Here is a 19,128-nt window from a genome sequence, read left to right as displayed (position 1 = left end):
GCAGCCCAAAGGTTATATACAAAGGCGTTCAATTCCGCGCCGTTGAAAAATACTCCAGATACATTGATCTGACTAAACTCTTCTATGTTCTGAAGCATGGAGACTGAAATGAAACCTCCATTGGCCTTCTCACTATTCGCCGCAGCACTCTCACCATTTGGCATCCTTGCGATATCAGCCGCCAACAGTTCCGAACCAAAGCCTGTATCACCTGTCTATGGTGTTTCAATACCTGACGGTTATCGCGAGTGGCAATTCATTGCACCCGCAATAGAAGCCGAGCCATTAGATGAATTGCGAACTGTGGTTGGTAATGACAAAGCGATTGCTGCTTACATATAGGGAAATCTTCCCTTTCCGGATGGCACTGTTCTGGTGAAACTCGCCTGGAAAAAGGAGCCGTCTCCGGAATTTGAGCCGGCGACTATACCCGGAGAGGCAACCACCGTGCAGGTGATGGTGAAAGATTCCAAAAAATACGCTAGCACCGGCGGTTGGGGATTTGGGCGCTTCATCAATGGGAAACCTGTCGACCAGGCACAACACGAGACCTGCTTTGCGTGTCACGAAGCACTGGTTCAGAACCACGATTATGTTTTCACACGCTACGCGCACTAGGTGTTTAGTAGCCGCTTGTAACGATCAAGATTTATCGGTGACACTGCGGAGTGGGTATGGAGGAAAACGAATAGGATCCATCTTTTACAGAGCAGTTGAACGTGACGGGAGATTCTTGAATTCAAGCCCTCCAAGCACCAACGCTCCTAGCGCTAGGCACCCCTTCTTTAAAAAGCCAGACGTAACCAACGATGATGCGCACAAGATTATGACCGATAGGACTGGTCAATCTGACTGATGTGCGGGTTGTAAATTATCTTTTCAAAATCACCTGAAGAATTTGACGAACAAATACTCTATGCAGGAGACGTAAACCTTAAAACGATGCATGCTTTTTGAAAAATGGGAGAAATTCGCTTTGGCAGTTGGTCGTCAATCAATGCCACCGCTCAATGCGCTGGTGGTTTTCGACAGTGCAGCTCGGCTCGGAAGCTTCTCTCGCGCAGGCTTGGAGCTTGGTCTCACCCAGAGCGCCGTTAGTAGGCAAATCGGCAAGTTGGAAGCTTTCATTGGCTCAAAGCTGTTCAATCGCCTGCCTGTCGGCGTGCAATTGACTGCCATTGGAGAAAGTTACGCCTCGGAGGTGAGCCGACTTCTGGGGGATCTGAGCGCAGTCACAGACGGATTGCGGGCATGGATAGGACCTCGACAAATAACTATCGCCTGTTCACGCGGGATTGCCGATCAGTGGTTTCTGTCGCGAATAGGCAGGTTGAAAGCGGAGATTTCGGGCATTGAAATCCGGCTGCGCGTGACTGATGACGTCGCCCACCTGCGGCTCGATGAGTTCGATCTTGCATTGTTCTATCGCAAAGAGCGTCCTATCGGCGTCAATCTCACGGTTCTCGGTCGAGAGGAAGTCGTGCCGGTATCAGCACCGGGCGGGGCCGATATCATGGAGCAGGAGGCACCCGTCTTGCTCGCTATCGAAGATACAATGCGCGAGTGGCAGGGGTGGCCGGAATGGTGGCAAGATGCCAAACTTTCCCGACCAGCTGGCGCTCTGGAATGGCGCCTCGGCGATTATGGCCTTTGCGTTGCTGCTGCAACGCAAGGCATCGGCATTACCCTCGGCTGGACATGGCTGATTAAGGAACAGCTTGCGAATGGGACATTGGTGCCTGTGCACAGTCATATGATGCGGTCGGACGCCTATTTCTATCTGATGCGTCCAGCCGACCGTCACCAGCGCAAAATTGTGCGGGAAGTGGCTGATTGGCTGATTGCAAGCAATGGAACTGATCTGATTACGTAAAGATGATCGGATCGACGCAATCCCTTATTCCTGCGGGAGTACGGCGCGGCGGCGCGACACCATGCGGAAGCGGATATATCCGAAAACGGTGATGACCAGCCAGGCAACCTGCGAAATGAAGGAGCCGAGGTTAAAGTTCCAGGCCAGCGAATAGATCAGGGCGACGCCGCCCAGCACATTCAGCAGCGGAATGACCGGATCGTCGACGGTAAAAATACGCAATTGAATCAGCGCATAGCCAAGAAGGTAAAAGAACGCGCCCACCAAGCCGATAACATCCGGCAAACCCATTTTCGATCTCCAGGATCATCCAAATCTGAAAAAGCAGAGACGGCTTCCCCCACGGAAAGGCGCCCCCACCGGTACTGTTGGACGCTCCTTTATTCTTGTTCGTGCAAATGCCAAGACACACATTTCGCATGGGGGTATGCTTAAAAGTCATACCCAGAGATCCGACATCAACCCTTGAAAATAAGGGCTACAGTAAGCTACCCCACCCACAAAAGCCGATAAGCTATGACTTAAACACAGGGGTACAGAATGCCTGAGCAAAAAAGCCAGTTTCAATTGACACGTCGTTCTTTCATGGCAGGCGCAGCCGGCCTCGGTCTGGTGGGCATCACCGGCATGAGCGGCCTGATTACCTCGCCCGCTGCGGCGGCAGGCGAAGGCGCGCCAAAGAAAGGCGGAGTGCTCAAGCTCGGCATCGGCGGCGGCAGCACGACCGATAATTTCGATCCGCGCCTTCTGAAAGATTGGGTTCCAGTCAATCAGGCCTACATGCTGATGAACGGCCTTGTCGAAATCGACGCCGACAACAAGGCTGTGCCTGAACTGTTCGAAAGCTGGGAACCGTCAGCCGACGCCAAGGAATGGACCTTCAAGGTTCGTCAGGGCGTGACCTTCCATAACGGCAAGACGCTTGACGCCGACGACGTTATTTATTCGATCAACCTGCATCGCGGCGAAACCACATCTGGCGCGCGTTCGCTCGCCTCGGAATTCATCGATGTCGCCAAGGTCGATGCTGGCACGGTCAAGATCACACTGAAAAGCGGCAATGCCGATCTGCCTTACATCCTGTCCGATTATCACTTCCTCGTCGTTCCTAAGGACTGGACCGATTTCAACAAGCCGGTCGGCACCGGACCTTTCGTTTTCGAGCGTTTCCAGCCGGGCGTGCGTTCGCGTTTCACGCGCAATGAAAGCTATTGGAAGCCGAACACGGCATGGGTCGATGCGGTTGAAGTCATCGTTATCAACGACGTGTCTGCCCGTACCAACGCCATGATGTCCGGTCAGGTGCACGCCATCAACCAGCTCGATTTCAAGACCGTCGATCTGTTGAAGCGCAATCCGAACCTCAACATCGTTCAATCGTCTGGCGGCCAGCACTTCTCCTTCCTGATGGATTGCACGCAAGCCCCGTTTACCGACAACAATGTCCGTCTTGCCGTCAAGCACGCCATTGACCGTGAACAGATGCTCAAGACCGCCTTGCGCGGCTATGGACGTCTCGGCAACGACAACCCGATCCCGAGCACCGACCCGTTCTTCGACGCCGCACTGCCGCAACGCGCTTATGACCCGGAAAAGGCCAAGTTCTATCTGAAACAGGCAGGCATGGATTCGCTGAAAATCCAGCTATCCGCTTCCGATGCAGCCTTCACGGGCGCTGTCGATGCCGCTGCGATCTTCCGCACCGCCGCCGCCAAGTCGGGCATCGAGATCGATATCAAGCGTGAACCGGCTGACGGATATTGGGACAATGTCTGGATGAAAGCGTCGTTCTGCATGTCTTATCGTGGTGGTCGCCCGACCGCCGATCAGGCCCTGTCGGTCGCTTATGCATCCAACGCATCGCAAAACGATACGCATTGGAAGAGCGCCGATTTCGACGCCAAGCTGCTTGAAGCCCGTGCGATGCTCGATCAGGCCAAGCGCAAGGAAATCTACGCCGAATTGCAGGCCATGATCAGCAATGATGGCGGCGCGCTTATTCCGATGTTCGGCGACTATCTCGACGCCACCTCCAAGAAGCTCAAGGGCGTGACCACGCATCCGATGTTCAATCTGATGGGTGCGCGCCTTGCCGAAAAAGTCTGGCTGGAAGCATAAATGTTCGTTCTAATTCTCAAGCGTGTGGGGCTCGGGCTCCTCACGCTGTTCCTCGTGTCGGCGTTAATTTTCGCCGGCACGCAGATCCTGCCGGGTGACGTGGCGTCCGCCATTCTCGGTCAGAATGCCACGCCGGAAGCGCTTGCGACGCTGCGCGAAAGCCTCGGTCTCAATCAACCGGTCCTCGCACGCTATTTCGCGTGGCTGGCAGGTTTCGTGACCGGCGATCTCGGCACCTCGCTTGCCAATCAGCAACCGGTTGCCGATCTCCTGTGGCCGCGTTTCTGGAATACGATGGCGCTTGCAGCCTTTGCAGCGGTCATCAGCGTTCCTATCGCTATTCTCCTCGGCCTTATCACTGCGGTAAAGCGCGGCGGCATTTTTGATCGTGTTATCAACATCGTAGCGCTGGCTTTTGTCTCTCTGCCTGAATATTTCCTTGGCCTGTTACTGATCCTGTTTTTGTCGATCCGCTTTAATCTGCTGCCGAGCCTTGCCGACACCTATGAGGGCATGACGTTCCTCGAATGGGTGCAGGCCACTGCCCTGCCCGCGCTGACGCTGGTTCTCGTGACCGTTGCGCAGATGATGCGCATGACCCGTACCGCCGTTTTGTCGGTTATGGATCAAGCCTATGTCGAAACGGCATACCTCAAGGGCCTGCGCACCAAGCGCGTTGTCACCAAGCACGCTCTTCCAAATGCAGCGGCGCCTATCGTCAATGTGGTGGCGTTCAACATCGCTTACCTCATCACCGGCGTGGTGCTTGTCGAAGCCGTGTTCAACTATAACGGCCTTGGCCGCTTCATGGTTGATGCCGTTTCCAAGCGTGACCTTCCGCTTGTGCAGGCTGCAGCCCTCGTCTTCGGCGCAGCCTATGTCATTCTCAATATCATCGCCGATGTCGCTGCCATCGCGCTCAATCCGCGCCTGAGGCACCCACGATGAAGACAATGAAGAAATCTATTCCTTTGACGGCGTGGGTCGGTCTCGCCATCGTCACCCTGTGCCTTTTGATGTTCCTGTTTGGCCCGTTGATCGCGCCTTATGGTCAGGAAGAAATCGTCGGCGCACCGTTTGATCCGCCATCGGCACAGTTCTGGTTCGGCCTTGATCAGAATGGTCGCGACATGCTCTCGCGCCTGCTTTTTGGTGCGCAGATGTCGATCGGTGTCTCGCTTGCCGCATCACTCCTGTCGTTCAGCGTCGGCGTACCGCTCGGCTTCCTCGCTGCCATTTTCGGCAGCTGGGTCGATACGGTGCTGTCGCGCATTGTCGATACCGTCATGTGCATTCCCGTGCTCATTTCGGCACTCGTCATTCTTCAGGCGCTCGGCTCGTCACTGCCGGTTCTCATCATCACTATCGCATTGCTCGATTCCACCCGCGTGTTCCGTTTGGCGCGTATCGTGGCGCAAGGCGTGAATGTGCTGGAATATGCCGAAACAGCCCGCCTTCGCGGCGAAGGTCTTGGCTGGTTGATCTGGCGTGAAATCCTGCCGAACACGCTGCCGCCACTGATTGCGGAATTCGGCCTACGTTTCTGCTTCACCTTCCTCTTCGTTGCCGGTCTGTCGTTCCTTGGCCTTGGCATCCAGCCGCCATTTGCGGATTGGGGCGGCATGGTGAAGGACAATCAGCAGGCTATTCTCTACGGCCTCTACGCACCGCTGTTCCCGGCGGCTGCAATCGCCATCCTCACCGTTGGCGTCAACCTCGTTGTTGACTGGCTTTTGGCCGGACGCACGACCACGCAGGGAGCTGATCGATGAGCAAGGATATCGTTCTTTCAATCTCCGACCTCGTCGTCAAAGCCCCCAATGGCGCAACGCTTGTCGATCATGTCGATGTGACGCTGAAGCGTGGCGAAGTGCTTGGTCTTATCGGCGAGTCCGGCGCTGGTAAGTCCACCATTGGTTTGGCCGCGATGGGCTATGGCCGTGGCGGCTGCAGGATCGCTGAAGGCACAGTTGTAGTTGACGATATTTCGTTGATGGACGGCACCCGCGAGACGCGAGAAATGGCACGCGGCGCACGCATCGCCTATGTGGCGCAAAGTGCGGCGGCGTCGTTTAACCCTGCACATCGCATCGGCGATCAGATCATGGAAGGCCCGCTCTATCACGGCCTGATGACCAAAACCGAAGCAAAAGCATGGATGCTGGAACTGCTGCATACATTGCAGCTCCCGGATGCCGACACCTTTGGTGATCGCTATCCGCATCAGGTGTCCGGTGGTCAGTTGCAGCGTGCCATGGTCGCCATGGCCATGTCCTGCCGCCCGGATATTCTGGTGCTGGACGAGCCGACAACCGCGCTTGACGTCACGACCCAGATCGAAGTGCTGGCACTCCTGCGCAGCCTGATCCAGCGTTACAACACTGCCGCTCTTTACATCACGCATGACCTTGCAGTCGTTGCGCAAATTGCCGACCGCATCATGGTTCTGCGTCATGGCAAGATGGTCGAGCTTGGTTCTGCAGAAGAAATTCTCGAAGCGCCAAAGCAGGGATATACCCAGCGTCTGGTGTCTGAGCGTGAAGCCAGCATTTCGGGTGAACAGGCCGAACACAAGACCGGCGAAATCCTGCTCGAAGTGAAGAATGCGACTGCTTATTACGGCAAGAAGCTCGTTCTGACCGATGTGGGTTGTTACATTCGTCGTGGTGAAACCCTTGCGGTTGTGGGTGAATCCGGTTCGGGCAAATCGACGCTTGCGCGTGTGATTGCTGGCCTGCCGCCGCATTCGAGCGGTATCATCACCCTTGCCGGACAGCGGCTCGAAGCGAACTACAAAAAGCGTTCGCGCGAAGAACTGCGCCGCATTCAGCTCGTTTACCAGCTGCCCGATGTGGCATTGAACCCGCGCCAGACCGTTGGTGAAATCATCGGTCGTCCGATGAAGTTCTATTTCGGCATGAATGAGGACCAGCGCGAGATTGAGGTCAAGCGCCTGCTTGAACTCATCGGCCTGCCTGCCGATTTCGCAAGCCGTCCGCCGGGCGCGCTTTCGGGCGGACAGAAACAGCGTGTGTGTATCGCCCGTGCGCTGGCCGCCAAGCCTGATCTCATCATCTGCGATGAAGTCACCTCGGCGCTCGACCCGCTCGTGGCTGAGGAAATTCTCAGACTTCTGCGCAAGTTGCAGGACGAATTGCACGTGTCATATCTCTTCATCACCCACGACCTTGGCGTCGTCCGTCGGCTCGCCGACCGCACCATGGTGATGCAGAAGGGCAAGGTGGTCGAAACCGGCACCACGAAGGCAATCTTCGAACCGCCTTACGAGCCCTATACGGAGCAGCTCATCACATCCGTTCCGGAGCTGCGCCGCGACTGGCTGGACGACATACTCAAGGCTCGCGCCGCCAGCTAAACTACCGATGCGGCGCTAATACCGCACCGGCTCCTCTTTATTGAAATTGGAACCGATCATGACCGTCAATATCACCGAGCACCTGTGGATCACTCTGAAAGATGGCACCCGTCTTGGCGCGCGCCTGTGGCTGCCTGAAGGCGCCGAGGCAAATCCCGTTCCTGCCGTGCTCGAATATATTCCATACCGCAAGCGTGATGGCACCCGTGGCCGCGATGAGCCAATGCATGGCTATTTCGCACAGAACGGCTATGCCGCGATCCGTGTCGACATGCGTGGTACGGGCGAATCCGACGGCCACATGGCCGATGAATATATCCAGCAGGAACAGGACGATGCGCTCGAAGTCATCGCCTGGATTGCGGATCAGCCTTGGTGCAGCGGCAATGTCGGCATGATGGGCAAGAGCTGGGGCGGTTTCAACGGTCTCCAGGTCGCAGCCTGCCGTCCACCAGCATTGAAGGCGATCATCACCGCCTATTCGACCGACGACCGTTTCCGCGACGACATCCACTACATGGGCGGCCTACTGCTCAACGATAATCTGTGGTGGGGCACCATCATGCTCGCCTATCAGTCGCGTCCACTCGATCCGGCGATTGTGGGTGCCGGTTGGCGCGATGCATGGATTGAACGTCTGGAACGCCTGCCATTCTTCCCGGCGCTCTGGCTCGAACACCAGCATTACGATGAATACTGGAAGCATGGCTCGGTCTGCGAAGACTGGTCAGCAATCCGGTGCCCGGTTCTCGCCATTGGCGCATGGGCCGACAGTTACACCAATGCTGTTCCGCGCCTGCTCGAAAACCTGCAGGTTCCTGCGCGTGGTATTATCGGCCCTTGGGGCCATGTCTATCCGCAGGACGGCCTGCCGGGTCCGGCAATCGGCTTCCTGCAGGAAGCAGTGCGCTGGTGGGATCAGTGGCTCAAGGGCAAAGACACCGGCATCATGGACGAGCCGAAGCTGCGCGCCTATGTCTGCGACACCATCGAGCCGACTGGCTCCCGCGACTTCACCAATGGACGCTGGGTTGGCGAACAGAACTGGCCGTCGACGGAAATCACGCCTAAGTCCTTCGCGCTTGGTGAAGATTTCACGCTGGGCAAGGCCGATGCCGCCAAGGCTGTGCTTTCGATTTCCTCGCCAAACAGCCACGGTAAGGCTGGCGGCGAATGGATGGCAACGGGTTGCCCCGGCGAACACCCGACCGATCAGCGTCTTGACGATGGCGGCTCGCTCAACTTCGACACACCCGTCCTGACCGAAGATCTTGAAATTCTGGGTGCGCCGGTTGCTCGCCTGACATTTACCGTTGATCAACCGGTTGCACAGGTTTCGCTGCGCCTGAGCGACGTTCTGCCGGATGGCCGCATCACCCGCGTCAGCTATCAGGTCTTCAACCTCAACCACATCAACGGCCATGACAAGCCGGAAATGCTGGTGCCGGGCAAGACCTATGAAATCGCGATCAAGCTCAACGATAGTGGCTATAGCTTCAAGAAGGGCCATCGCATCCGTCTTTCGGTTGCAACGGGTTACTGGCCGATGGTCTGGCCATCGCCAAAGCGCGTGATGCTGACGCTCGACACCGCCACATCGGTTCTCGATCTGCCCGTGCGCCTGCCGTCTGCTGACGATGCGAAGGTTTCCTTCCAGAAGCCAGCGCATGGCCCGGCAACACCGATGACCCAACTTGATCCGGGCAGCGTACGCCGCTGGACCGAACAGGATCACGTCACCGGCGAAACGCTCTATGTGACGGAAGGCATCGGCGGTCTGTTCGGCGAAGGCATCTTGCGCTTTGACGATCTCGGCACACAGTTGAGCCACAGCCTCAAGCGCGAGCTGCGCGTCAATGACAATGACCCGCTATCGGCATCCTATGTGCTGACACAGGCCTATCAGATGGGTCGTGAAGGCTGGATGATCGACATCGAAAGCATCACGAAGATGCATTCAGATGCTGAGAGTTTCTACATTTCCGGCGTACTGACGGCGAAGGAAAATGGCGGGACGGTCAAAATCCGCGAATGGAACCAGACTATTCCGCGCGACCATCTTTAAATGGTCACCACCAGCGTCAATCCAGTTCGTGGGCTGACGCTTTCAATCAGTTATATTCAGATTATTTCAATACAACTTACGATACTGGAAGTATATATACCCAAGAAACTAATAACATAACACCTTGACCTCGTCGAATTACTGGAGAAATTTCATAACTCGTTAAGGATTGTGCTGCTGTCTACGAGGCCATGACGTCAGCACATCATTCTAATCCGGGAAAAATTGATAGCAGAAACTCATTCTTGTCAGCTATCAGATTAAGTGGTTTCCCCGTCAAGTGGTAAGAATGAAGATCTGGAGCGATCACTGGCTTACGGTCAACACCGTTGGTCAGAATGTTAATCGACACGGCTTTGTCGCAAAAGTTGTTTAACCGGCATTTCATGTGTTTGAAGTCGGTACCCCGTCACCGGCAACCTAGTCCGGCTTGGTGGTGCCGATGATCTTGAGGAGAAAACATACTCGCGTGTCGCGCAACGCTCTGTCATTCTGGCCTGCTCTTGCGCCAACTGTCGAATTTGCGCTGGTTTTCATCCTTCGTGCAGGGATAAAGCCCAATAATTCCGGCACCGTTTTTCACTTCTTCAAGAACGAAGTCTTCAAAGACTTCCATTCCGATGCATTCATCGGCAATTTCATCGCAAAGATGCGCCGGGACGACCATGACACCATCGGCATCGCCCACCAGCACATCACCCGGAAACACCGCTGCGTCTCCGCAGGAAATCGGAACATTGATGTCGATGGCTTCATGCAGAGTGAGGTTTGTCGGGGCCGATGCTTTGGCGCAGTAAGCGGGCATATCAAGTTCACCAATGCCCGTCACATCACGAAAACCACCGTCCGAGACAATCCCTGCAGCGCCCCGCAAAGCTAGACGTGTCACCAGAATGGAACCAGCGGTCGCTGCACGCGCATCCTTGCGCGCATCCATAACAAGCACATAGCCCGGAGGACAAGTTTCGATGGCCACACGCTGCTTGTGATCGGGATTACGGAAAACAGTGATCGGATTGCGGTCCTCGCGCGCTGGAATATAGCGCAGCGTAAAAGCCTGGCCGACCATGTTTTCCGGTTTACGTGCGACCTGAAACGAGCCCTGAATGAACTGGTTGCGCAGTCCGCGCTTATAGAGAGCGGTGGCAACGGATGCGGTAGAAACCTTCTTCAATTTTGCGCGGGTTTCGTCGGAGAGAATATAGTCTGACATCGGTCTGCCTCTTAATAAATGACCGGCTCGTCAACCGGACGACCAAAATCGGTTTTCAGAAAATCAAAATCGCAGCCCTTGTCGGCCTGCTCGACATGCTTGGAAAAGACGAAGCCATAGCCACGCTCATATTTGGGTTCCGGCGTTTCCCAAGCTGCACGGCGGGCAGCCAGTTCATCTTCAGAAACAAGCATGTTAAGATTGCGCGCCGGAATATCGAGTTCGACCATATCACCGGTTTTCAGCAGGGCCAGCGGTCCGCCGATAAAGGATTCTGGTGCCACATGCAGCACACAGGCACCGAAGCTTGTCCCTGACATACGCGCGTCTGAAATTCGCACCATATCCCTGAGACCAAGCTTCAGCAGAGCTTTCGGCATCGGGATCATGCCCCATTCGGGCATTCCGGGACCGCCCTGCGGACCGGCATTGCGCAGCACAAGAACCGTGTCCGGCGTCAGCGGATAATCAGGATCATCGATAATTTTCTTCAGCTCAGGATAGCTGTCTGCGACCAGCGCGGGGCCTGTATGCCGATGAAATTTGGGATCGCAGGCAGCGGGCTTGATCACTGCGCCATCCGGGCAGAGATTGCCCTTCAAGACGGCCAGTGACCCTTCATGATACACCGGATTGGACAACGGCCTGATAACATCTTCATTATAGATCTGCGCTTTTTCCAGCCCCTCGGTCAGCGGTTTTCCGGTAATGGTAATGGCTGAAGGATCAAGCTTGTCGCCGAGCTGACGCATCAGCGCGCGAATGCCGCCGGCATAATAAAAATCCTCCATCAGATAGGTGGAGCCGGAGGGGCGGATATTGGCGATGACAGGTGTTGTTCGTCCGATACGATCAAGGTCATCCAGTTCGAGCGGAACACCTGCCCGTCGCGCCATCGCAATCAGATGAATGATTGCATTGGTGGAGCAACCGGTCGCCATTGCAACAATAACCGAATTCTTCACCGCTGCCGGTGTGATAATCTGGTCTGGTGTCAGATCGTCCCACACCATCTCGACAATGCGGCGACCGCATTGCGTTGACATGCGTTGATGATTGGCATCAGCCGCAGGAATTGATGATGCACCAGGCAGCGACAGCCCCATGGCTTCTGCAATCACCGTCATGGTGGATGCCGTACCCATGGTCATACAATGGCCGTAGCTGCGGGCAATGCCACCTTCAATGCCCTGCCATTCTTCCTTACCGATGGTGCCTGCGCGACGTTCATCCCAGAACTTGAACATATCCGTGCCAGATCCAAGCGTCTTTCCAGCATAGTTGCCACGAAGCATGGGGCCTGCAGGCAGGAAGATGAAGGGATAGCCAGCACTGGTGGCGCCCATAATGAGTGCCGGTGTGGTCTTGTCACAGCCGCCCATCAGGACAGCACCATCAACCGGATGAGAACGCAAAAGCTCTTCCGTCTCCATCGCCAGCATGTTGCGGTAGAGCATGGTTGTTGGCTTCACATAGCTTTCAGAAAGCGACAATGCGGGAAGCTCAAGCGGAAAACCGCCTGCTTGCAGAATGCCGCGCTTCACCCACTCAACACGATCCTTGAAATGCGCATGACAAGGTTGTGCATCCGACCAGGTATTGATGATTGCGATGATTGGTTTGCCCTCCCAATCCACCGGATCATACCCCATCTGCATGGTTCTTGAACGATGGCCGGAAGAACGCTGATCATCTGGCAACATCCAGCGCGCAGAACGCAGATCTTCATATGCTTTTCTGGTCATTTCAGTGCCTTCCCGGTATTTGAGCTGCGCAAATTTCTGCAAGTGCCAGGTGCATTGTCTGGCAAAAGATGAGCGGAGAACAGGAGAGCACCCGTCAGCGCTTCTCCAGGATTGAGAACTGTCATGGCTGCATCCTCACCAAGCGCTGGCCTATTGATAACATCCGGCAGGTGACTTACCGGTTCAGCGCAAAAGGCTGCGCGATCCTGTGGATTGAAAACATGAAGATGCCGCAACGCGCCCTGGCCTTTAAGCCGGAGGCCAGTTGATGTTTCCGGCCAGCGTATTGTCGCCTCACGGTTCCAGCCTGTGAAACAGCAATTCACTAGCGACAATTTTGACAGAGCAATTGTGTTTCCCGGAGTAAACCAGTCGATAGCTTCGGGGATACCTTGCGGTAATCCGCGTTTATCAAGCTGTGGTGCGCCATTGGATTGAAATTCAAGCGTTGCCTTGTTGGTTTTAGAAAACCACGGATGCAAGCCGATGCCGAACGGCAGAGCGCTGTCGCCTTCATTCTGGATACTCAGCGATATGCGAAAGCCATCAGGCGCAATATCGATGATTTGATCCAGCCTATATGAGTAGGGATGGTCGTCACTGTGAACCTCATCCCTGACATGCACCCGATTGTCGCTGGTCTCCACCACCTCCCAGCTATGCATCCTCGAAAAGCCATGAATGGCCATGCCTTCCTGTGGCGCATTGATCGGCAGCTGAACAGTTTTTCCTTCAAAAGCGAACCGTCCACCATCTATGCGATTGGCAAAAGGTGCCATCACAAAACACCCCGCTTTCAGGCCCGCTTCGGGTGTTACGAGTGGCTCAAGTAATTCTACCCATGAACCATCCGCGTGGTGCCACTCTGCCTCAAGCAGAGTTGCTCCATATTGGGGGGCAAGCCTCAAACGATAATTATAAGCGTTGAGTTCAAGAACCATGGACACCACAGCTTCATTCCTCACGCGAGTAGTCATGGGCGGTGAATGTTCCGCCCTGAAACCTGCGTGATACAGCGTCGCCGGTTTCCGCCAGATCGCCGTAGCGGGAAGCATTATCCTGCGGAACATAACCGATCAGCGCTGCATCATCCTTCTCCCACCAGCGCGCGGCATTGGCGGAAACACCCCAGACGATTGCAACGTCTGTTTTTGGGGCTTCAATAGCTGCTATCAGCAGCCGAACCAGATCATCATGCGAAAGCCATGTCGATAGATGCCGCGCTTCTGTTGGCTCTGGCACGCAGGAACCGATACGCAGATGCACGCTTTCAATACCGTGCTTGTCAAACATCATGCGCCCCAGCAGTTCACCATAGGCCTTGGAAAGCCCGTAATAGCCGTCGGGTCTATATGATTCATCCGCGCCAAGCGCCTTGTCGCGAGGATAAAAGCCGATCGTATGGTTGGAGCTAGCGAAAATGACCCGCTGCTTTTCAGCCCTCGCCGCTTCAAAAACATGCGTAACACCAAGCAGATTGGCTTTGGCAACCGCATCATAGGGCTGCTCCACACTGATGCCACCAAAGTGCAGAATCGCATCCATACCGCGCACAAGCTCGGTAATGGCACCGGCATCCATCAGATCGGCCTGAATAAACTCGGCATTCTCCGGCATAGGATCGGGAAACGGTGCGATATCGGACAAGCGCAGCCAATAGCCCGCCTGTGTCAGTCTTTTAGCCAGCATACGCCCCAGATTGCCTGACGCGCCGGTGAGAAGCAGACGTTTCATCCGTTCAAACTCCCTTCATTCTGGCAATCTTCGCACCCGCAACAGGCGCCTGCATGAGGTGAATGCCACCTGATTGCGGTGCAGCTTCCAATGTTTCAGATGCTCCCAGGCGATGAGACGTGACGGCAAGAAGCGTAAGATCCGGGCCACAAAAACATGGCATTGTCGGTGCAGGAACAGGAGCCGCTATGCGATCGAGCAGCTTTCCATTGCGATCAAAGCGGTTGAGAACACCAGCAGAAACCCCGGCACTCCAGTAATTGCCATCACTATCGCAGGCACCACCATCAGGACGCCCCGTCTCTTCATCAAGATAAGCAATGCGGGTGCGATTGCTCATCGATCCGGTTTCGACGTCAAAATCATAGCGATCAATCCATGGCCCACGGGAATCTGTGTGGAACATCGTTGCAGCATCGGCAGTCCATGCAAGACCGTTGGAAATCTCAAAACCTTCCGCCTTGATTTCAGCTTTGCCATCAGCAGTCACACGATAGAGTTTTGAAGTGGCTTCACGCTGTGGACGCGCATCCATGCTGCCGATCCAGAAGGCTCCGTCCGGTCCAATCTTGCCGTCATTCAGGCGCGATGTTTCCGGCTCGTCATAACCATCCCAAAGAGTCTGGCGTTCCAATGTTTCGGGATCAAACAGGATAATCTCGCGCGCAAGCGAAACGACCAGTCGGCCGCTTTCCGCAAGCCCGAGACAAGGAACTGCAGTCTCAAAAGACCATTCGCGCAGCGGCCCTTTATCGAGATCAATCTCATAAACTTTCTGCCCGTTGATATCGCATGCAAAAAGCGTTTTACGTCTGTCATCCCAGACAGGGCTTTCAGTGAGTTGTCCGCGCAGATCGGCTATACAGCGAAAATGGGCCATCACACAGCCCCCGTTTTACGACGGACTACATCGGGGTTATCAAGAACAAAGTCAGAGAGTTTGAGTCCCAGACCGGCACCTTCAAACGGATAGATCACACCCTTTTCGATGCGCGGCATCACAGTCACCAGATCGCGATACCATGAGGTGTAATAGGCGCGTACAGATTCCTGGAAAATCGCATTGGGCGCATTGAGAGAAAGATGAATCGAGGCTGCGAAAACCACCGGACCAGTACAATCATGCGGCGCTATGGGGCGCTGGAACGCCTCGGCCATGGTTGCGATCTTCTTTGCTTCGGAAAGCCCGCCGCACCATGAAATGTCAAGCATCACATAATCGGATGCGTCGGCACGCAGCACATCGAGAAACTGCGCACGAGTTGCCATAGTTTCACTGGCACAGACGGGAATGCCGGATTGACGCGCATAAACAGCCAACGCCTGCGGGTTCATCATCTTGATAGGATCTTCCGACCAGAAGGGCCGGAAGGCTTTGAGTTCACGCGCAATCGTCAGGGCCGATGTCAGATCCCACATCGAATGAAACTCGACCATGATTTCCATCTGATCGCCCACCGCATCGCGGATCTGGCGGAATGGAACCAGCGCCTTGTCGAGATCGGTTGCGTGAATGTAATTGCCGCCACTGCTCACCGCAAAGGGGTCGAACGGCCAGATTTTCATGGCCGTAATACCTTCCGACAAGAGGCTTTGCGCAAGCGCTCCGGCATCACGATGAAACGCCAGCTGATCTTCGTAAGGGCCTTCCTTTGCGTCATCCTGATCGCCGATGTAACGACGGGCACCGCTTTTGTTATAGGTATAGCCCGCACAGGTATTGTAGGTGCGGATCGAGGGGCGCGAGAGACCACCCATCAACTGATGGATCGGCTGATTGGTCAGTTGCCCGAAAATATCCCAAAGCGCGATATCAATGGCCGAAGCCGCACGTATCTCCACTCCCGATGAGCGGAAGCCGACATAAGACTCCAGCAGCAATTTTGAAATGCGATCAATTTCCAGAGGGTTCTGGCCCACCAATTGAGGAGCGATATCGCTGTGAATATAGGCAGCAACCGCATTTGCCCCGCGGAACGTTTCGCCCAAGCCGATGATCCCCTCATCGGTATGGACCTGCACCCACAATATGTTGTTGAGATGCGGCAGTTGTACGGTTTCAATGGCCGTAATTTTCATCATGCACTCCGAATAAATTCTGGCCTAAGACCTTTGGCCCTATCAATGCGCAGACGGCTGGCGACTGCGCGCTACAATCTGCGTTGGGTTGACAAAGCGCAGTGCCAGCAGAAGCCACACCAGTGATGTCACCATGTAGATGACGGCCATTGCATCAATGGACTGAACCGAGCGGACACCTGCCGCAAAGACGGAATAGTAAAGCGCGACCACCAGCGTCTGCGATGTCGGGCCAGCCGTCAGGAAGGTCAGTTCGAACATGGCAACCGTGCGCACCAGCACCAGCAGCATGGCTGCAAGAATGCCCGGGGTGAGAATTGGCAGCAAAACATGCAGAAACAGTTTGAAGGTGCCCGCACCAAAGACCCGCGCTGCTGCTTCAACCTTGGGATCGATCTGCTCGATAAACGGCACCATCACAAGGATGACAAAGGGGACCGTCGGCACAAGATTAGCCAGAACCACACCCCAGAAAGTTCCACCAACGCCAAACTTGTAGAGCACTGTCGCGAGCGGAATGCCAAATGTAATGGGCGGAACCAGAAGCGGCAGAAGGAAAATCAGCAGAACTATTTTCTTGCCCGGAAAATCCCGGCGCGCCATGGCGTAAGCTGCTGTCACACCGAGAAATCCGGAAAGGATGACGACGGCAAACACGACCTGGAAAGTGACCAGCAACACCTGATCAAGCTGGAATTCGGCCCATGCGGCGGCATACCAACGTGTTGTGAGCGCATCGGGCAGCCATGTGCCAAGCCAGCGTGTGCCAAAACTCGAGACGACAACCGCGGCAATGACAGCCAGTACATTCAGAACGAAGAAACCCGTTACAAGCCAGACAACCGTAATCCAGAGCTTTGAAAGGACAGATGTATCGCGGATCATGGTCTATCCTTTCCCGCCAGCGGTCGAACCGCGATAGAAGAACGAACGAAGGCCGAGCAAAGCACACACCACAAGCAGCTGTACGGCCGCCATGATCATGGCGATGGATGATGCCATGGAGTCATCATATTGCTCGAAAGCTGCTTGCGCCGCGGCAATGGAAATCACGCGCGTCGGCCCCGATGGTGCCCCCAACAGGACGGCGGACGGAAACACGGCAAAGGCCTGCACGAAGGTAAGGCAGGCCGCAACGACGAGCCCCGGCACAAGTAGGGGCAGCATGACATGGCGGAAACGCTGCCAACTATTGGCGCCATGGGTGGCGGCGGCGCGTTCCAGTGCGGGATCGATACCGGTTATATAGGAAAGCGTCAGCAGAAAGGTGAATGGAAACACCGTGATGACCAGCGACGCAAAGACGCCCCAGTAATTATTGGTGAGCTTCAATGGGCTGTCGATCAGGCCGATCGTAATTAACGTGCGGCTGAACCAGCCCTGCGGCCCGAGATAGTTCAAAAGCCCTTCGGCAATCAGAACCGTTCCCAGAGTGACTGGCAGAACCAGGATTGTCGTCAGAAGACGTTGCCGCGGCATCAGCCGGACACGCATAGCAATCGGAACGGCAAACAGGACACTGATAAGCGTCACCGGAATAGCCAGCCAGAGCGTCGCACCTATGGTTTTATAGAGATAGGGATCGGAGAAGAACTTGCGGTAATTGGCCAACGCCCCGCCGCCATCAAGCGGATTGAACGATAGAACCAATCCATAAAGAAACGGATAAATGAAGACGCCTACCACAAAGAGAAGCGCAGGCAGGATTAGAAACGTGACGCCGTCGAAGCCACGATTAGCAAGCCGCTGCCGCAAGCCTGGCTTGAGCGGGGTATCTGCATAAGTCTCAGCCGCCATCGTTCAGCTCTCCGCCGGAAAAATCAGCGCATGACCAGCATCAATGCCGAGTATGATACGGCTGCCCGGCTCCACACCCTGCGGCCCGTGAAAGATCAACTCCATACCGGTTTCAGTACGGGCCGTGCCAACATATTCGCGCCCTCGATATTCGATGGTTTCGACCGTTGCATCCAAATCATTGCGATGGCCCGAACCGGACACGACATCGTCGCCGCGCGCCATCAGCACGGCATCGTCACCCGCCTCAAGTCCATCCATCGCACGGCCAACGAGTTCACTTCCCGCGACAGAAATGATCGCCTGCCCGTTCTCGACGCGCACGACTTTGCCCGGCAAGGCGTTGCGGAAACCCATGAAGGCTGCGACATCACGATAGCGCGGCTCTTCATAAAGCTCATGCGGCTTGCCGACTTGGCGGATTTCACCATCACGCAACACGACAATACGATCCGCCAAAGACAAGGCCTCGTCCTGATCATGGGTCACATAGATCGTCGTCGAACCAAGCTGGTTATGGATGCGGCGGATTTCGGCCCGCATTTCAAGGCGTAGCTTCGCATCGAGATTGGAAAGCGGCTCGTCCATCAAAACCACTGGTGGCTCGATGACAATGGCGCGGGCAATCGCCACGCGCTGCTGCTGGCCGCCTGAAAGCTGTCCGGGCAACTTTTCTTCCTGTCCTTGCAGGCGCACCAAAGCCAATGCGGCGCGTGCACGTCTTTCGATCTCGCTTTTTGCCAGACCGCGCATCTTGAGGCCAAAGCCAACATTCTGCAGCACGTTCATGTGTGGAAACAGGGCATAGTTCTGGAACACCATACCGAAACCGCGATCTTCCGGTTTCTGCTGATCGACGCGACGGTTGTCGATATAAATACCGCCGCCCGTCGTGCCCAGAAGTCCGGCGATACAATTGAGAGCCGTCGACTTGCCACAACCCGACGGTCCGAGAAGTGCGATGAACTCGCCTTTCCTGATTGTGAGGTTGATTTCCCTCAGCGCATTGAAAGTTCCAAATGATCGGCTCATCCGGTCTAGCCGGAGTTCTTGAAAGGACATTGACGCAAGCACCATGATTTAGAATTGGCGACTATCAGCGGCCGATGGCGCGCCCTTCACGGCCCG

General features: G+C 55.4%; 16 protein-coding genes and 1 pseudogene. 7 read left to right on the top strand and 10 right to left on the bottom strand.

Annotation, left to right across the window (positions count from 1 at the left end):
- The first annotated feature begins 108 nt into the window (after positions 1–108).
- Together F9K94_RS07570 and F9K94_RS07565 are read left to right on the top strand one after the other, a co-directional pair.
- A pseudogene (locus F9K94_RS07570) lies at positions 109–618 on the top strand (cytochrome P460 family protein).
- Positions 619–976: 358 nt separating this feature from the next.
- Positions 977–1,873 (top strand): LysR family transcriptional regulator, encoded by an 897-nt coding sequence (locus F9K94_RS07565; protein WP_151644621.1) that lies wholly within the window; start codon positions 977–979, stop codon positions 1,871–1,873.
- 24 nt (positions 1,874–1,897) lie between these two features.
- Here F9K94_RS07565 and F9K94_RS07560 read toward each other — a convergent pair whose 3' ends face one another.
- Positions 1,898–2,164 carry a CBU_0592 family membrane protein gene (locus F9K94_RS07560; protein WP_151644619.1) on the bottom strand — a complete coding sequence of 89 codons (267 nt, stop codon included), beginning with the start codon at positions 2,162–2,164 and terminating at the stop codon, positions 1,898–1,900.
- Between the two features lie 249 nt (positions 2,165–2,413).
- Here F9K94_RS07560 and F9K94_RS07555 point away from each other — a divergent pair, with 249 nt between their 5' ends.
- From F9K94_RS07555 to F9K94_RS07535, 5 genes are read left to right on the top strand one after another with little or no spacing between them, the layout of a single operon-like run.
- Positions 2,414–3,991, top strand: a complete 1,578-nt coding sequence (locus tag F9K94_RS07555) for an ABC transporter substrate-binding protein (protein ID WP_151644617.1) — start codon at positions 2,414–2,416, stop codon at positions 3,989–3,991.
- Complete coding sequence (locus tag F9K94_RS07550; protein WP_007879087.1) at positions 3,992–4,939, top strand: ABC transporter permease; 948 nt, start codon at positions 3,992–3,994, stop codon at positions 4,937–4,939.
- 5 nt (positions 4,940–4,944) lie between these two features.
- Entirely contained in the window at positions 4,945–5,763 is an 819-nt protein-coding gene (locus F9K94_RS07545) for an ABC transporter permease (RefSeq protein ID WP_407922034.1), read from the top strand.
- Positions 5,760–7,367: an ABC transporter ATP-binding protein gene (locus F9K94_RS07540; protein WP_151644613.1), complete on the top strand. Its 1,608-nt coding sequence runs from the start codon at positions 5,760–5,762 to the stop codon at positions 7,365–7,367. The genes F9K94_RS07545 and F9K94_RS07540 overlap by 4 nt, the downstream gene beginning before the upstream one ends.
- A gap of 58 nt (positions 7,368–7,425) precedes the next feature.
- Positions 7,426–9,432 (top strand): CocE/NonD family hydrolase, encoded by a 2,007-nt coding sequence (locus F9K94_RS07535; RefSeq protein ID WP_151644611.1) that lies wholly within the window; start codon positions 7,426–7,428, stop codon positions 9,430–9,432.
- A 487-nt stretch (positions 9,433–9,919) separates the two neighbouring features.
- Here F9K94_RS07535 and F9K94_RS07530 read toward each other — a convergent pair whose 3' ends face one another.
- The 9 genes from F9K94_RS07530 to F9K94_RS07490 are packed head-to-tail and all read right to left on the bottom strand — an operon-like array spanning position 9,920 to position 19,077.
- Entirely contained in the window at positions 9,920–10,645 is a 726-nt protein-coding gene (locus tag F9K94_RS07530; protein WP_061348200.1) for a ribonuclease activity regulator RraA, read from the bottom strand.
- Between the two features lie 11 nt (positions 10,646–10,656).
- The gene (araD, locus tag F9K94_RS07525; RefSeq protein WP_151644609.1) at positions 10,657–12,390 is read right to left on the bottom strand and encodes an L-arabinonate dehydratase; all 1,734 of its coding nucleotides are present in this window, start codon (positions 12,388–12,390) and stop codon (positions 10,657–10,659) included.
- Positions 12,387–13,331: an aldose 1-epimerase gene (locus F9K94_RS07520; protein WP_192799461.1), complete on the bottom strand. Its 945-nt coding sequence runs from the start codon at positions 13,329–13,331 to the stop codon at positions 12,387–12,389. The genes araD and F9K94_RS07520 overlap by 4 nt, the downstream gene beginning before the upstream one ends.
- Positions 13,332–13,344: 13 nt before the next feature.
- Positions 13,345–14,124 carry an NAD-dependent epimerase/dehydratase family protein gene (locus F9K94_RS07515; RefSeq protein ID WP_151644605.1) on the bottom strand — a complete coding sequence of 260 codons (780 nt, stop codon included), beginning with the start codon at positions 14,122–14,124 and terminating at the stop codon, positions 13,345–13,347.
- 4 nt (positions 14,125–14,128) lie between these two features.
- On the bottom strand, positions 14,129–15,004 hold the full coding sequence (locus F9K94_RS07510) for an SMP-30/gluconolactonase/LRE family protein (RefSeq protein WP_192799460.1): 876 nt from the start codon (positions 15,002–15,004) through the stop codon (positions 14,129–14,131).
- Positions 15,004–16,203, bottom strand: a complete 1,200-nt coding sequence (locus F9K94_RS07505; RefSeq protein ID WP_151645329.1) for a mandelate racemase/muconate lactonizing enzyme family protein — start codon at positions 16,201–16,203, stop codon at positions 15,004–15,006. Before F9K94_RS07505 ends, F9K94_RS07510 begins: the two co-directional genes overlap by 1 nt.
- Positions 16,204–16,245: 42 nt before the next feature.
- Positions 16,246–17,088 carry an ABC transporter permease gene (locus F9K94_RS07500; RefSeq protein WP_151644601.1) on the bottom strand — a complete coding sequence of 281 codons (843 nt, stop codon included), beginning with the start codon at positions 17,086–17,088 and terminating at the stop codon, positions 16,246–16,248.
- A gap of 3 nt (positions 17,089–17,091) precedes the next feature.
- Positions 17,092–18,000 (bottom strand): ABC transporter permease, encoded by a 909-nt coding sequence (locus F9K94_RS07495; RefSeq protein WP_151644599.1) that lies wholly within the window; start codon positions 17,998–18,000, stop codon positions 17,092–17,094.
- 3 nt (positions 18,001–18,003) lie between these two features.
- Positions 18,004–19,077, bottom strand: a complete 1,074-nt coding sequence (locus F9K94_RS07490; RefSeq protein WP_192799459.1) for an ABC transporter ATP-binding protein — start codon at positions 19,075–19,077, stop codon at positions 18,004–18,006.
- Positions 19,078–19,128 lie beyond the last annotated feature (51 nt).

The organism is Brucella tritici (genome assembly GCF_008932285.1).
In the GTDB taxonomy this organism is placed as follows: Bacteria; Pseudomonadota; Alphaproteobacteria; order Rhizobiales; family Rhizobiaceae; genus Brucella; species Brucella tritici.
The sequence above is the reverse complement of the archived record's forward strand: the minus strand, read 5'-3'. Positions and strand labels throughout refer to the sequence as shown.